The organism is Enterococcus sp. AZ020 (genome assembly GCF_050499205.1).
Taxonomy (GTDB): Bacteria; Bacillota; Bacilli; order Lactobacillales; family Enterococcaceae; genus Enterococcus_L; species Enterococcus_L dunnyi.
This window is the reverse complement of record NZ_JBIPAT010000001.1, coordinates 1140545-1156831: the sequence shown is the minus strand read 5'-3', so window position 1 is coordinate 1156831 and position 16287 is coordinate 1140545. Positions and strand designations below refer to the sequence as shown.

12 protein-coding genes are annotated in these 16287 nt (G+C 39.2%); 9 read left to right on the top strand and 3 right to left on the bottom strand.

Annotated features, from left to right (window positions below):
• Window positions 1–3: 3 nt before the first annotated feature.
• Window positions 4–339 carry a RidA family protein gene (locus IGI58_RS05610; protein ID WP_429954230.1) on the bottom strand — a complete coding sequence of 112 codons (336 nt, stop codon included), beginning with the start codon at window positions 337–339 and terminating at the stop codon, window positions 4–6.
• Between the two features lie 171 nt (window positions 340–510).
• Between IGI58_RS05610 and IGI58_RS05605 the strand changes: the two genes are divergently transcribed.
• The 6 genes from IGI58_RS05605 to IGI58_RS05580 all read left to right on the top strand — a co-directional run bounded on the left by IGI58_RS05605 (window position 511) and on the right by IGI58_RS05580 (window position 8020).
• The gene (locus IGI58_RS05605; protein WP_087641973.1) at window positions 511–1458 is read left to right on the top strand and encodes an ABC transporter permease; all 948 of its coding nucleotides are present in this window, start codon (window positions 511–513) and stop codon (window positions 1456–1458) included.
• A gap of 15 nt (window positions 1459–1473) precedes the next feature.
• Window positions 1474–2394: a carbohydrate ABC transporter permease gene (locus tag IGI58_RS05600; protein WP_087641974.1), complete on the top strand. Its 921-nt coding sequence runs from the start codon at window positions 1474–1476 to the stop codon at window positions 2392–2394.
• A gap of 165 nt (window positions 2395–2559) precedes the next feature.
• Window positions 2560–4026, top strand: coding sequence for an ABC transporter substrate-binding protein (locus tag IGI58_RS05595; protein ID WP_429954231.1), 1467 nt, complete (start codon window positions 2560–2562; stop codon window positions 4024–4026).
• 167 nt (window positions 4027–4193) lie between these two features.
• Window positions 4194–4808, top strand: coding sequence for a YesL family protein (locus IGI58_RS05590; RefSeq protein ID WP_087641976.1), 615 nt, complete (start codon window positions 4194–4196; stop codon window positions 4806–4808).
• Entirely contained in the window at window positions 4801–6534 is a 1734-nt protein-coding gene (locus IGI58_RS05585; RefSeq protein WP_429954232.1) for a sensor histidine kinase, read from the top strand. Before IGI58_RS05590 ends, IGI58_RS05585 begins: the two co-directional genes overlap by 8 nt.
• Window positions 6524–8020, top strand: a complete 1497-nt coding sequence (locus tag IGI58_RS05580) for a response regulator transcription factor (protein WP_087641978.1) — start codon at window positions 6524–6526, stop codon at window positions 8018–8020. The genes IGI58_RS05585 and IGI58_RS05580 overlap by 11 nt, the downstream gene beginning before the upstream one ends.
• Before the next feature lie 49 nt (window positions 8021–8069).
• Here the strand turns inward: IGI58_RS05580 and IGI58_RS05575 are convergent, their stop codons facing one another.
• Window positions 8070–10211 carry a GH92 family glycosyl hydrolase gene (locus IGI58_RS05575; protein ID WP_429954233.1) on the bottom strand — a complete coding sequence of 714 codons (2142 nt, stop codon included), beginning with the start codon at window positions 10209–10211 and terminating at the stop codon, window positions 8070–8072.
• Between the two features lie 3 nt (window positions 10212–10214).
• Complete coding sequence (locus IGI58_RS05570) at window positions 10215–11249, bottom strand: GntR family transcriptional regulator (protein ID WP_429954234.1); 1035 nt, start codon at window positions 11247–11249, stop codon at window positions 10215–10217.
• A gap of 159 nt (window positions 11250–11408) precedes the next feature.
• On the opposite strand from IGI58_RS05570, the gene IGI58_RS05565 reads away from it, so the two are divergent.
• The 3 genes from IGI58_RS05565 to IGI58_RS05555 are packed head-to-tail and all read left to right on the top strand — an operon-like array spanning window position 11409 to window position 16285.
• Window positions 11409–12698: a glycoside hydrolase family 125 protein gene (locus IGI58_RS05565; RefSeq protein ID WP_429955360.1), complete on the top strand. Its 1290-nt coding sequence runs from the start codon at window positions 11409–11411 to the stop codon at window positions 12696–12698.
• Between the two features lie 27 nt (window positions 12699–12725).
• Window positions 12726–15413, top strand: a complete 2688-nt coding sequence (locus IGI58_RS05560; RefSeq protein WP_429954235.1) for an alpha-mannosidase — start codon at window positions 12726–12728, stop codon at window positions 15411–15413.
• A gap of 17 nt (window positions 15414–15430) precedes the next feature.
• Entirely contained in the window at window positions 15431–16285 is an 855-nt protein-coding gene (locus tag IGI58_RS05555) for an ROK family protein (RefSeq protein WP_429954236.1), read from the top strand.
• The last annotated feature ends 2 nt before the right edge of the window (window positions 16286–16287 follow it).

Here is a 16287-nt window from a genome sequence, read left to right as displayed (position 1 = left end):
TAATTAGAAGGCTGCAATTCCATCGATTTCGACTTTAAAAGCTGGATCGATCAGGCCGGCAACAATGACGAGCGTCGCTGTTGGTTTTGAACTGCCGACAAAAGCAGCAAGTTTTTCTCTAGCTCCTGATAGATAATCAACATGAGTAAGGTAAATCGTGATTTTTACTAATTCTTCTACAGTCAATCCATTTTCTTCCAATGCAGCATGGATCTTTTCTAAAACTATGTCTATTTGTTCTGAGATCGTTTCAGGAGTGAAGCCGTCTTTACTTGGCGTTTGACCAGAAATATACAAGCTTTTGCTTCCTGCTATTTTTGTGTTTTGATAGATAGCCATCAGTGAATCCCTCTTTTCAAGTTTTTTTGAGTATAACACAATCGGAAAGGATTTTTGCGGAAAAGAGGTATCTATATTTTTTATAGGAATAACTATATTTTGTTTATTCTTATTTTTAGTTGAAAGCGCTATAATTTCGTTGTGAATAAGTTGAAGAAAGGAGTTGAGCAGATGAAAAGAAAGTCAAAGCGTGCGCTTTTCTTTTCAAATATTTGGCGGTATAAGGCATTGATCCTAATGGCTGTTCCGGCGATGGTCTGGATGATCTTCTTTTTTTATATTCCAGTTTTGACCAATGTCGTAGCCTTTAAGGATTTTCATATTTCCCCAGATGGTTTTATTGCAAGTTTGAAAGAAAGTCCATGGGTTGGCTGGGAGAACTTCAAGTTTTTATTTTCTTCCAATGATGCCTTTTTGATTACGAAAAATACAGTGTTGTACAACGTGACCTTTATTACTTTGAACCTTGTCATTTCTGTATTTTTTGCAATCGTGATGAGCGAGCTTCGGAATAAGCGCTTGGTGAAAGTGTATCAAACGATGTCACTGTTGCCGTATTTCTTATCGTGGGTCATTATCGGGTATTTTGTTTATGCCTTTTTGAGCCCAGATAAAGGGATTTTCAATCAGTGGATTTCAAGCCAGGGAGGAACACCGATCAACTGGTATAGCGAAGCAAAATACTGGCCGTTTATTTTAGTCTTTATTGGTACATGGAAAGGGATCGGCTATAACAGTATTATTTATTTTGCTTCTGTTATGGGCATCGATCCAACCTATTATGAAGCTGCGATGGTCGATGGAGCCAGCAAATGGCAGCAGATCAAAAATGTAACGATTCCCCAATTATTACCGCTGATGACGATCATGACGATTTTAGCTGTAGGGAATATTTTTAGAGCCGATTTTGGGTTGTTCTATAATGTTCCTAGAAATTCAGGTGCTTTATATGAAGTAACTTCTGTTTTAGATACGTATATCTTCAATGGATTGACTGCCACGGGTGATATCGGGATGACAGCAGCTGCTGGTTTATATCAATCCACAGTTGGATTTGCTTTATTGATGATCACCAACGGAATCGTTCGTCGTTTTGACAACGAATCGGCATTATTCTAAGAAGGAGTGAAAACATTGAAGAAAAAGCCCGTGTCAAAAGTAGAAATTCGTTCATTTAATAAGCCGGTCAATCTATTCTTTAATCTATTGATCGCTGTTTTTGCTCTCTCGTGTATCTTGCCGTTTTTGTTTGTGGTGGCGATCTCATTCAGTAGTGAAACAGCCTTGGCAGCCAATGGGTATAGTTTTTGGCCACAAGATTTCAGCGTGTTTGGCTATACGTATTTGTTTGGTCAAATGAATGATAAAATCATTCAAGCATTGATGGTAACATTGTTAGTCACTGTTTTAGGAACACTGATCAATAGTACAGCAACGTCATTATATGCGTATGTGATCTCTAGATCGAACTTTCCCTTCCGTCGTTTTTTTACCGTATTTTGTTTGATTACGATGTTGTTTTCTCCGGGGATGGTAGCTAATTACTTGGTTATGACGAATTTATTGCAGTTGAAAGATACGATTTGGGCATTGATCTTGCCAATGGCCGTTAGTCCGTTTAACATTATCGTGATGCGCACATTTTTCAAACGGTCTGTGTCAGATTCGATCATTGAATCAGCGCGGATCGATGGCGCATCTGAGTTGCGGATTTTTGTGCAGATCGTTCTACCATTAGCCGTTCCTGGCATTGCGACGATTAGTTTGTTTGCAGCTTTAGGGTATTGGAATGATTGGTTCAATGCACTATTGTATATTCAAAAAGATAGTTTAGTTCCACTGCAGTATTTATTGATGAAGATTCAAAATAACATTCAGTATCTGACTCAAAATGCTGGCGCTAGCAGCCAATTATCTGGCGGGATGGCGGCGATCCCAGGTGAATCTGCTCGAATGGCGATCGTCGTGATTTCTACACTGCCGATCGCGATAAGTTATCCATTTTTCCAAAAGTATTTTGTAAAAGGATTGACGATCGGTGGAGTGAAAGAGTAATCCAATAAGTCTACTGAAGGAAAAAGAGATTCAGTAGACTTATAAATGGTGTAAATATAGACTGTTTTTGAGTTGAATCAGTAGAGAGAGAAAAAGAGCTTCACGCAGATAGTGAAACGTCTCTGTTTTTAATAAGTGTCGATCATAAATTTAGGAGGAATAGAAATGAAGAACTGGAAAAAAGTCGCAAGTGCAGGAATAGCAGTGGTTCTTTTAGGAACTTTGACAGCATGTGGTGGCGGAAGTAAAGAAAAAACAGCTGGCAGCAGTAATAAGTCAGATGAAAATACGCTTTTGATGTATCAGATCGGTGACAAGCCTGATAATTACGATGAATTGATGGAAGTGGCGAATAAGCGCTTAGAAGAAAAGACAGGCGTGAAGCTAAATATTCAGTATATCGGCTGGGGTGACTACAAAAAGAAAATGAGCGTAATTGTATCATCAGGCGAAAATTATGATATTGCTTTTGCTGATAACTATGTGCCGAATGCACAAAAAGGAGCATTTGCAGATTTAACTGAACTTGCACCTAAATTTGCGAAAGACGCGTATGATCAACTGGATGAAGCTTATATCCAAGGGAATTTAGTTGATGGCAAATTGTATGCGTTTCCGGTAAATGGAAATGTCTATTCTCAGCAAGTACTAACGTTCAATAAGCAGTATTTAGATAAATACGATCTGTCGATCGACGATATCAAAACCTATCAGGATACGGAGGATGTCTTGAAAGCTTTCCATGAAAAAGAGCCGAATGTTGCAGCTTTTGCGATTGGTCAAGGGTTCAAAGTACAAGGTGACTTCGACTTTCCGATCGGAAACGAATATCCGTTTGCTGTAGACCTAAATGGCGATTCTGATAAAATCATCAACCAATATGACAATAAAGAGTTTGTAGAGTCATTGAAAACGATGCATAAATGGTACCAAGCTGGCTACATCCCATCAGATGCAGCTACAAGTAACACAGAGTTTCCATTAGAAGGCAATACTTGGTTTGTTCGTCAAGAAACGCAAGGCCCTTATGATTATGGTGATACGATTTTGACGAATGCTGCAGGCCAAGAGTTAGTTTCTAAAGCTTTCACGACACCATTGAAATCTACGGCTCAAGCACAAATGGCTAATTTCGTTGTTTCAAATACATCTAAAAATAAAGAAAAAGCAGTTGAAGTCTTGGGACAACTGAATAGCGATCCGGAATTATTAAATGGATTGGTCTGGGGGATCGAAGGCGAAGCTTGGGAGAAAATCTCAGGGAAAGAAGACAAAATCAAATTGCTGGATGGATACAAACCAAATACGCATCTAGCTGCTTGGAATACAGGAAACAATAAGATCCTTTATACGCAAGATACGATCACAGATGACATGATCAAAGAACGTGATGAATCGATCGCAAAAGCAGAAACTTCCCCAATTTTAGGCTTTAATTTTGTAACGTCAAGTGTAAAAACAGAATTAAGTAATATCGCTAATGTCATGAGTCAATATCTGGATGGCTTAAACACAGGAACCGTTGATCCAGAAGTGACGATCCCTAAATTGAAAGAAGCTTTGGACAATGCAGGATATGAAAAAGTACAAACAGAAATGCAAAAACAATATGATGAGTTCTTGAAAAAATAGAGCGAGCTGGAGAGCCAAGTGATTTCGATGATTTGTCGTTTTTACTTGGTTCTTTTAAAAATGAATAGGATAAATAATGCGTATCTTATTTATGAAGTAGTGTTTTAGTTGGCATATCTGCATGAGTTATTTATTATAAGAGAAGAGAACTAGAAAGGACGGAGGAAATGGTCGGTAAAGCATTAGAAACGTTATTCATCAAAATTTGGGTGATTGTGAAATTGAATCTGTTTTTTTGGTTATTCAGCTGCTGCGGATTACTGATTGCAGGAGTAGGCCCAGCACTTAAGACGGTGAATGAACTATTCATCCGTCATGAATTTAATTATAAAGACATTACGCTGAAAGAAGGCTGGCAAAGCTTTAAAGAAAATATGATTAGAGGGAATCTACTTTTTTATGGGGTAGGCATACTCTTGCTTATTTTGGGATACAATCTATTTTTATCGGTACAAATTCAAGGACTCCTTTTCTTGGTGATCGATTTTATTTTGGTTTTCGGAATGATCTATAGCTTGGTTGCATTTCAATATACGTTATTATTAGATAGCTATTACGAAATCGATTTGATCAATTTGATAAAGCTGGCTGTTATTTCAACGCTCTCTAGCTTTATGAATCTTTTAAAGATAGCTATTGGTGTCGGCTTGATTTTTTTGATCACATGGAAGTATAAAGGGTTATTTCTCTTTGCTACATTTTCCATGATTCAAATTTGGAGTTTTACAGCGACTAGATCATGGCGTCAAACGATCGATCAGCGTTTGGAGGGCTATGCGTAAAAGATTTCCTCTGTCCATCTATAAAAAGACGTTATTGAACCGGCTGCTAAAAAACTATGCATTGATTCTTGCCTCGTTGATTTTAGTCGGTATGGTCAGTATAGGGATGAATACCTATTGGCAGGCGATGGGAAGAGGAAAAGCAACGACACAAGAGGCAGTCGATCTGCTCAGTCGGTCGATCAATGACAAAAATTTACAAGGCAAGACTATGCTGAATGGATTGACAGATAATCAAGACAAGATCAATAGTTTGAACCGCTACATGGGGTCTGATATTCCTGAGTATTTAAATTACACCTATGATGAACAGCTAAAAACAGGGAACTATTTATTTTTGCCTAGTCAGGTCAAAAATTTTTATACGACATATGAAAATATTGAATCGATCATCATGGTTTTGAATAACTATGAAGGGTACTATTTGTCTACTAATGACAACAAAGGTGGGATGAAAGAAGAAGGGACGCCTGATCTTGAAGACAAATTCTACTTGTCGTATCCAATGATCCATCCTGTGACATTAGAGGTGTTTGGAAGCTTTTATGTGGAATTTTCCAAACAAGATATGTTAAGTAGTTTGATGCATTTAACAACCTATGATGGACTATCCGCCTATATTTTTTCAGAAACAGGGTACCAGTTATTGACTTATACTGAAGTGACTAAACAAATGGATCAAGAACTGATCCAAAAGCGTATGAAAGAAACTTCAGAGCTCCCGATTCAATCGTTAATGGAAAAAAATCTACTAGAGCACTTAGAAACGGTCGGAGGATTTAATATCCTAGTGACTATTTCCAAGGAGAAGATCGTGAAAGCTGTGCTGAGCGATTTGCGTATTTTAATGGTTGGCGGCGGCGTCCTGATTCTGATTTTATTATATTTACTTTATCGAACCTTTACGAAGTATTCTCAACAAGTAGATATAATCATGGATTCGATGGCACTAGTCACACAAGGGGATTTAAATACACGGATCGACGAGAAAATGACGCAGTTTGAATTAAAAGAACTCTCTAATGGAATCAATACGATGCTGGATAATATCGAGCAATATATTGCAGATATATATAAATTAGAGATCAAGCAGCAGGATGCTCATATGAGAGCGTTACAATCTCAAATTAGTCCTCATTTTTTATATAACACACTGGAGTATATCCGAATGTACGCGTTAAGTGAAGGTAGTGAAGAGTTAGCAGATGTTGTTTACGCGTTTTCAACATTATTAAGAAATAATACAGACCAAGCCAAAACAACAACGTTAGAAAAGGAGCTAAGCTTCTGCGAAAAATATGTTTATCTTTATCAAATGAGATATCCTGACCGTATCGCCTATCACTTTGAAATCGATGATGCGCTTAGAGGATTAGTGTTACCTAAGTTTTCAATTCAGCCTCTGATTGAGAATTATTTTGTCCACGGCATTGATTTTTCTCGCAATGATAATGCAATCAGTGTGAAAGCAAGAGTAGTTGGAAAACGTGTAGAGATCATGATTCGTGATAACGGCAAGGGGATTTCTGATCAGAAGCTGTCTGTGATCCAAGAAAAACTAAAGCAGCAAACGATTGAGCTGCATGATTCGATCGGTCTGCAAAATGTCAATGAGCGGCTTCGTGCCTATTTTAGTCCGACATTCCTAATGCAAGTGGTATCAAATGAACCCAGCGGACTGACTATTATATTATCGTTCGAAAAGGAGCAAAAAGATGAGCTATAATGTTTTATTGGTCGATGATGAATATATGATCGTCAATGGCTTAAAAAAGATCATCTCTTGGGAAGAAGAAGGATTCGCGATCAGAGCGACCGCAAGAAATGCAAAAGAAGCATTGACTTTGATGGAATCTGAGGAGATCGATCTAGTGATCACGGACATCACTATGCCGGAGATGACTGGGTTAGAGTTCATTGATGCGGCCCAAAAAGAAGCGCGACAATTTGAATTCATGATTTTGTCTGGTTATCAGAAGTTTGACTTTCTAAAAGGCGGGTTACAGTTGGGGGCTATCAATTATCTGATGAAACCTGTAGATAAATCTGAGTTGTTAAAAAGTGTTAGAAAGGCAAAAGATCGTTTGGATACCCGTAATAGACAAGAAACAAGAGAAGGAATGTACAGTGAAGTTTTGTTGTCTCAATGGGTCAATGATGAATTAGAAACAGGAAATTATGAGGCATTCAGCCAGCTTGTTGATCTATCGGATAAATCAGACTGGACTGTTCTGATTTTTGAAGTTTCTAGAGAAAAAAAGAACGTACTGAGTGAATGGCTGAAACAACAACAGCAAACGCTGTTTTTCTCACGGAACTTGGGCGATAAAAGCTTAGTGATACATATTTTCAAAGGAAATAAATACCTGTTGAATCAACTCCTTTTAACGAATCCATTGCAGGAACAAGATGAGAAGGATTGGGTATTAAGTGTGGGTGAGACGGTTTCCGATTGGGAAGATGTTCCAGATAGTTTTGAAAAGGCAAATCAAACCTTGCAGCGTTATAAGTTCTATGAAAGAAGCGGGAGCAATATTTTATATGCTGTGTTTTCAGATGATTTTGATTTGTCAGCAGATATCATCAATTTTAACAAAACATTGATGGTTGGAGACTTTCCGACGATCGAGGAGACGATCACAGACATCTTTGCAAAAACACAAAAGATAGGTGCTCGGCCTGAAGATGTTAGACATATTACTTTTATGCTGTTTATGGATATCTATCGGCGGTTCAATCACCTAGATGAAGAAGAATACCGACAAATACTAGATGATATCAACCGATCCTCGAATGTAGATAAACTATGTGGCATTTTGACATCTACGATCAAGGAAATCACAAAAGAAAAAACTGCTTATGATTATTCTGAAAATGTCCAAAACGTGATCGATAAAATTCGGATGGATTACGCCAGTGATTTAAGCTTGAAATCAGTTGCTCAATCTCTTCACCTGAACGTTATGTATCTAGGGCAATTGTTCAAAAAAGAAACGAAAAAAAGTTTCTCCCAATATTTGAACCAGTACCGAATGAAAAAAGCTCAAAATCTATTATTATATACAGATGACAATGTCAATGAAATCGCAGATCAAATCGGTTTTAATAATAGTACGTATTTCTCTCAAATGTTTAAAAAGATGAACGATTTGACACCTAAAGAATTTAGAGAAAAATACAAGCACCATTATCATTCTGTCGGTGATGAATAAAAACAGGAACAACCTTATCGTACATCGACAGGTTGTTCCTGTTTTTATTTTATATGCTAAATGGCAGTTGTTCAGCTGTATAAGATTTAGGTCTAGGAACAGTTCCAAGTGAAAAATCGATCTTTGCTCCACTTAATAGATCTTCGTGTTTGAAGAATAGAGCATCATATGGTGTGTCGTTGAAATGGATATGATCGACAAATTGATGCTGCTCTTGATTTGGGTCTGCAGTGATCGTGACGGATTTGCCATTAGATAAATGAAGAGTCGCTTTATCAAATAGAGGCATTCCGATCACATATTCCCCAGAGCCGGGACATACGGGATACATTCCTAAAGAACTGAAAATGTACCAGCTAGCCATGCTACCGTTATCTTCGTCACCTGGATATCCTGTGAAACTGTCGTTAAAAGTTTGGGTCATCAGTTGTTTTATCAGTGGCTGAGCAAACTCAGGTTTACCTAGGTAACTGAATAAATAAGAGAAATGGAAACTTGGCTGATTTGAGATAGCCAGCTGCCCAAAATCAATGGCAGCCATCTCGCTCATTTCATGGATCTCAAAGCCGTAACCAGAGACATCAAAAGTAGGCTTTTGATTGCAAAGGTCGATCAACTTTTGTTGGAACTTTTCTGGCCCGCCGAAAGCCTCGATCAGCCCTTTGAAGTCATGGTAAACAGCGAAGCTGCTTTGCCATGAACTACCTTCAGCATAATCTTCTCCCCAGCTATAACAATTAAATGGTTCTTTAAACTGTCCATCTGTTTGCTTGGCTCTCATGAATCCCGTTTTTGGATCAAAGATAGTCAAGAAATTCTTTGCTTGTTTTTGATAATGTTCAGCAGTAGCCGTGTCGTTCAGCTGTTTCGCTACTTGAGAAATACAGAAGTCGCTGTAACAGTAATCAAGCGTATGATTGACTGATTCATGATAATTTGCCGGCACATAACCATACTTTAAATAATCATCGGTTCCTTGCCGACCGTAGTTCGAATGTTTACTTTGAGTGGTTGCTCCTTTGAGCATGGCTTCTAAAAATTCGGGCATTAAATCAGGGCGAATATTTTTTACAGCTGCATCAGCAATCACTGCATCGATCAATGTACCAGGCATCAACCCTCTTTCGTCGGGTGATAACCATTTAGGCAAATAACCACTCTCGCGATAGCTTGTTAAAAATCCTTCCAGCATTTCTTCATATTTGTCCTGTGCAATCAGTGAGTACAGTGGATAAACAGTTTTATACGTATCCCAAAAACCATTGTTGGTATAGAGAACACCTTGTTTCACTTGTTTTGCTAACGTATCGTAGTGAATAGCTTGATCATTTTCATCTTTTTCGTAGAAGGTTTGGGGAAAAAGAAATGCTCGATACAAGTTATGATAAAACGTTGAATACCGTTCAGCATTTCGATCTTGAATCTCGATTCTACTAAGGTAATCTTTCCATTGAGCGTTAGAATGAGCGAGATAATCTTCAGGCTGCCAATGTGCTTCTCTAGATAAATTCAGTTTAGCTTGTGAACCGCTGATAAAAGAGGTTCCGAATTGTACGATCTGTTCCTCAATATCACCAAAAGAAAAGGGAACGACATTGTTGTCACCTGACTTTTCTAACCAAGTTTCCTTTAACAAGGGTTCTTTAAAGTGTAGCGTAAAGTAAAAGGTAAAATCAGCATCTTCACAACCAGCATAATTGATGATCGAGCCTGAAACAGTGTGAGCGTCTTCGATTCGAAGGTGGTACTTACCAGGTAGTGAGAGAAGTAATTTTGCTTCTGGTTGCGTGTAGCGAGCAGTTAAAACACCGCCGTACATACTAGGAATCAACCGTGTCGTCAGTTGATAACGCTGTTCAGTGATTTCTAGGTAACTAGGTTTAAAAGCGCTTTCATCCGGTCGGTAAGAAGACTGCGCATGAAAAAGCGTTTCTTCCTTCAACGAACCGTTATATGGCAAAAGAACAAAGTAGCTAAAATCGCCCATCCAAGGGCTTGGCTGGTGCGTCAAGCGAAAGCCTTGAAAGATTTGGTCTCGCGGATTAAACCACCAACTACCGTTGTCGCCGTTGGTTTGAGGAGCAAAATAATTCATCCCAAAAGGAATGCCTGTATAAGGCAGACAGTTGCCATTTGAAAATGAATGTTGATTATCGGTACCATGTCTTGTATCGATCGAGTGTGGGTTCATGTATTAAATCTCCTTTGTCGAATGTCTGATGATTTGTTTTACAGGAATCTGTTGGTCTGTTGGTATTACTTGTTGCTCGATCCATTCTATCAGCAACGTTCCCGCCAATTGTCCCATGCCTTTGAAATCTTGAGCAATCGTCGTCAGTGAAGGATCGACCAAAGCGGCTGCTTGGATATTATCGAAGCCAACGACAGAAAGTTGGGCAGGGATGCTGATATTTGCTCGTTTCGCCTGATTCATTAATGAAATCGCGACTAAATCATTTTCGCAAACAACACCTGTGATCTCGTTTTCTATTACATACTCTAAAGTTCTTTCACTTGAAATCGCTGCTTTATCCGATAGTGCTGTATGAAATGATAAATGATGTTCTTTTGTTGCATGGATATAACCTAAATACCGCTGGCGCACAGATTGAGGCAATGTTGATTCACCGAAAATATACGCAATTCGCTGATGGCCATGTGTTGCTAAATAATTTGTTGCCATTTCCCCACCAGAAAAGTTGTCTGACTGAATCGTTGGATAAGGCAAATCATGGATTTTTTTGTCTAAAATAATGACAGGGAACTGCTGGATCGATAACTCAAATAAAGTATCTAAGAAATCTTCTGTATTATGGGCATAATAAATCATACCGTCAAAATCAGCCATAATATCTTCCGCTTGTTTGTTGATCAAAAATTCTGCGGATGACATGATCACTTCGTATTGATGCTCACTCGTAACTGGCGCTAGTCCTTCATTGAAATTTCCTAAAGATAAGTCATTTAAGAAAGGGATCAAAAATAAAATACGCGCGACCTTCTTTTTCTTTGGTCGTTGTGTTTGAACATAGCTGCCTTTTCCTTGAATACGGTATATCAACCCTTGGTTTTCTAATTCAGTCAATGCCCGCTTGGATGTGATCCGGCTAACTTGGTACGTTTGAGAAAGCTCTTTTTCTGTCGGAAGCTGTGCATGTTCGGGCAATTTTCCAGAAGCGATTGCCTGTAACAGATCATCGATGATTTTTTTATATAAAGGTTTAGTCATAATAGCTCTCCTAATGTGGAATGATATATCATTAAGAGTAGTTTATCATAGTGGGAAAAGAACGTCAATTCAAAGAAAAATAAAAAAAGAGTAGACAAAAGACTATCGATGTCATATACTTTCGTTGTGAAATGATATATCAAATATTGGAGGTTATTGATAGTGGATAAAAAAATTCCCGAGTCCGTACGGACATTTATGGAAACGATTACTAAATTATGCGGTGAAGAGCACGCCGATTGGGCGGAGAATTTTAATGCTGCATTTGCGAATACGTTGACGACAACTGTCAAAAAGCAAGAGGATGGAACAACTTTTCTATTGACTGGTGATATTCCAGCAATGTGGCTGCGTGACTCAACGGCGCAAGTTCGTCCGTATTTAGTGATCGCGAAAGAAGATCCAGAACTTGCCGACATGATTTGTGGACTTGTTCAGCGACAATTTAGATATATCAACATCGATCCATATGCAAATGCTTTTAACGAAACGGCAAATAGTGCAGGGCATCAAACGGACAAAACAACGATGAACCCTTGGATTTGGGAACGTAAATATGAAATCGATTCTCTGTGTTATCCTGTTCAGCTGGCCTATTTATTATATAAAAATACAGGTTATACAAAGCAGTTTGATCGATCATTTATCGACGGCGTGAAAAAGATTTTGACTGTGTTTAAAACAGAACAAGATCATCAAGATTCATCCTATACCTTTGAAAGAGACACGACACGATCGGAGGATACATTGCCGAACGCTGGTCGTGGATCAGATGTTGGTCCAACTGGGATGACGTGGTCTGGGTTTCGACCAAGTGATGATGCTTGTCGTTACGGTTATTTAGTACCGTCGAATATGTTTGCAGTTGTGATTTTAGGCTATATAGAAGAGATTTTTTCTACGGTGTTATCGGATCAGGAAATAGTTGATCAAGCGGCAAAATTAAAAAAAGAAATCGATACAGGGATCAAAGCCTACGGGCTAACCAAGAATCAGCAAGGAAAGCAAGTTTTTGCCTATGAGGTTGACGGTTTGGGCAATAATACGATCATGGATGATAGTAATATTCCTAACTTACTGGCAGCACCATATTTAGGGTATGTAGATGAAACAGATTTGATATATCAAGAGACAAGAGCTACTCTTTTAAGCCAAGAGAATCCCTATTTTTATGAGGGCAAATACGCGAAAGGAATCGGCAGCTCTCATACACCGGAAAATTATGTGTGGCCGATTGCTTTAGCGATGGAAGGAATGACAACAAGCGATAAAGCTGAGAAAAAACGAATTCTTGATTCGCTAGTTGCAAATGATGCAGGAACTCATTTGATGCATGAAGGCTTTGATGTAGACGATCCCGAAAACTATACGCGGGAATGGTTCTCCTGGGCGAACATGATGTTCTGTGAATTAGTGATGGATTATTTTGAGATTCGTGTGGCACGTTAAAAAATGGACGAGAGAAGGAGCAATAACATGAAGAAAAAAGTTTACATCGTTTCCCATTCTCATTGGGATCGTGAATGGTACATGCCGTATGAGCAGCATCATATGCGCTTAGTCGAATTGATGGATGATGTCTTAGAGCTAATTGAAACAGATCCAGCATTCAATAGTTTTCATCTTGATGGACAGACCATTATATTGGACGATTATTTACAAGTTCGTCCAGAACGCAAAAAGGATGTTCAACGAGCGATTACTGCTGGAAAACTAAAAATAGGACCATTTTACATTTTACAAGATGATTTCTTGATCAGCTCTGAATCAAATGTCCGGAATATGCTGATCGGTAAAAAGGAAAGTGAAAAATGGGGCGCTCCAGTGAATCTAGGCTATTTCCCTGACACATTCGGTAATATGGGACAGACCCCGCAAATGATGAAACAGGCTGGGTTAGAAACAGCGGCTTTTGGTCGAGGTGTCAAACCAGTGGGCTTCAATAATGAGGTGCTGGATGATGAAAATTACACCTCTCAGTATTCTGAAATGTGGTGGCAAGGACCAGACGGGACAAATATTTTAGGACTCCTGTTTGCAAACTGGTACAGCAACGGCAATGAAATTCCAGCGACTAAAGAAGAAGCGGTAACTTTTTGGACACAAAAATTAGCGGAAGCTGAAAAATTTGCTTCAACAAACCATTTATTGATGATGAATGGTGTGGATCATCAACCTGTTCAAAAAGATGTGACTAAAGCGATTGCGTTGGCGAATGAATTATTCCCGGAATATGAATTTGTTCATTCTAATTTTGATGAATATTTACAAGCAGTTCGTCAGGATCTTCCAGAACATGTTGGAACCGTTCATGGGGAATTGACAAGTCAAGAAACTGACGGCTGGTTTACCTTAGCTAATACCGCATCTGCCAGAGTATATTTGAAACAATGGAATACAAAAGTAGAGCGACAGCTAGAGAATGTTACCGAGCCATTGGCGGCTATGGCGTATGATCTAACAGGCAGCTATCCACATGATCAGCTAGATTATGCCTGGAAATTATTATTGCAAAATCATCCTCACGATAGTATTTGCGGGTGTTCAGCAGATGAGGTTCACCGAGAAATGATCACGAGATTTGAAAAAGCGGATGAAGTCGGCAACTACTTGGCGAATGAATCGCTAGAACAGCTTGTAAGTGAGGTGCAGACAGACAGGTTTCCGGAAAACAGTTATCCTTTTGTTGTTTTTAATACATCTGGTTATGTAAAATCAGATATCGTCAATGTAAGAATCGAGCTTGAAAGAAAACCATTTAAAGAAGGCGTTCCTCATGAACTATGGCAGGAATTAAATGAAAGCGAGACACCAAATTTTGAGGTGATCGATGGACAAGGTAAAAAAATCCCCGCAAGCATTTCTGCGCCAGAAGTTTGCTTTGGATATGACTTGCCGAAAGATCGTTTTAGAGTTCCATACATGGCAAAATATGTTGAAGTAAAAATGCTGCTCTCTGATTTGCCAGCATTTTCATGGGAAACATTTGCGTTGCAAGAAATACAGGAACAGCTGCAACCAGCTACTTCGATGGTCAAAAGTGAGACACCTGTAGTTTTGGAAAATGATCTTTTAGAGGTGAAATTCAATGAGAATGGTACGATAAACGTTCAGGATCGAGCGACTGGAAAAACCTATCATGATTTGCTTACTTTTGAAGATACTGGAGATATCGGGAATGAGTATATCTTCAAACAGCCGGAAGGAACAACGCCGATTCTATCGAATGAGTTCTCAGCAGAAATTGCAGTCGTGAAAGATGAGTCATTTATCGCACAAGTGAAAATCGTTCAGCAGATGATGATTCCAGAAGCGGCAGAAGAGTGGCTTTTACAAGAGCAAAGAGCAGTAGTCGATTTCCGTTATCGAAAAGCGAAGCGCTCAACGAAGCTGAAATCACTCACGATCACAACGCTTGTAACGATGACGAAAGATTCTTCTCGTTTATCCTTTGAAACAACGATCGATAATCAAATGGATGATCATCGTTTACGTGTACTATTTCCAACAGAGATCGAAGCTGAGACGCATGAAGCCGATAGTATTTATGAGGTGGTTACAAGACCGAACCAAGTAAGTAAGAGCTGGGAAAATCCGACCAATCCACAGCATCAACATGCTTTTGTCAATATTCATGATGAAATGCGGGGAATGACTGTTTCAAATTATGGATTAAATGAATATGAAGTCTTGCCGGAAAAAAATACGATCGCATTGACGTTAGTAAGAGCTGTCGGCGAAATGGGGGATTGGGGCTATTTCCCAACACCAGAGGCGCAATGTCACGGAGAGTTTGCGTTCCAATATGGATTGGATTTTCATGGTGCAGCCTCTGAGCGCTACGAAACCTATCAGCGGGCGTATAGTGCACAAATTCCGTTTAGTTTGAAGCAGACGACTCGTCATTCAGGTCAATTAAAGGCTGAAGATCAGTATGTAACGGTAGCAGGCTCGACATTTGCTGTTACAGCGGTCAAAAATAGTGAAGACGATCAGTATTTAGTGGTTCGCGGCTTCAATATGAGTGATCAAGCGGCAGAAGTGCAAGTAAAAAAACAGCCGAATACAGTAGAGAAGCTGAATTTACTTGAAGAAAAGCAATCAGAATCGTTAGGTGAAGAGTTAAGTCCATATGAAATTCGAACGATCGGGTTTCGTAGATGAGAAAAGGAGAGGAAAACATGAGCTATTATGGATCGATCGAAGCTGGTGGAACAAAATTTGTTTGCGCTGTAGCGGATGAGGAGTTATCGATTATTGAACGGATCAGTATACCAACAACGTTACCGGAAGAAACGTTGGCTCAAGTCTTTGATTTTTTTGATCGATATGAACTTAAGGGATTAGGTGTTGGCTCATTCGGTCCGATCGATGTCAATGAACAATCTGAAACCTATGGGTATATCACGTCAACGCCTAAAAATGGCTGGAGAAACATCGATCTTTTAGGTTTATTGAAGGCGCGATATGCTCTGCCGATTGCTTGGACGACAGATGTCAATGCCGCGGCTTATGGAGAAATGCATTTAGGGGCTGGGCGAAATACTCAAAACTGTCTTTATTTGACTGTGGGAACCGGTGTTGGCGGCGGTGCTGTAGTTCAAGGATCTATTTTACATGGGTTCAGTCATCCTGAGATGGGACATATCTCAGTAACACGGCATCCAGAGGATTCTTTTGAAAGTATTTGTCCTTATCATGACCATTGCCTTGAAGGATTGGCAGCAGGTCCAGCGATCGAAAAAAGAACAGGAGTCAAAGGACAGTTAGTAGCAGCGGATCACGCGGTTTGGGAACTTGAAGCTTTTTATCTTGCTCAGGCATTGATGAATTATACATTGATCTTATCGCCAGAAAAAATTATTTTAGGCGGCGGGGTCATGAAGCAAACGCATCTTTTAGAGAAAATCCGCCAATCATTGGAAGAGCAGCTAGGTGGTTATGTCTCATTGCCTGATGATTATATTGTCGGCTGTGGATTAGGAGATAATAGCGGAACGATCGGTTGTCTACTTTTAGCTAAAGAAGGTGCGTAAAG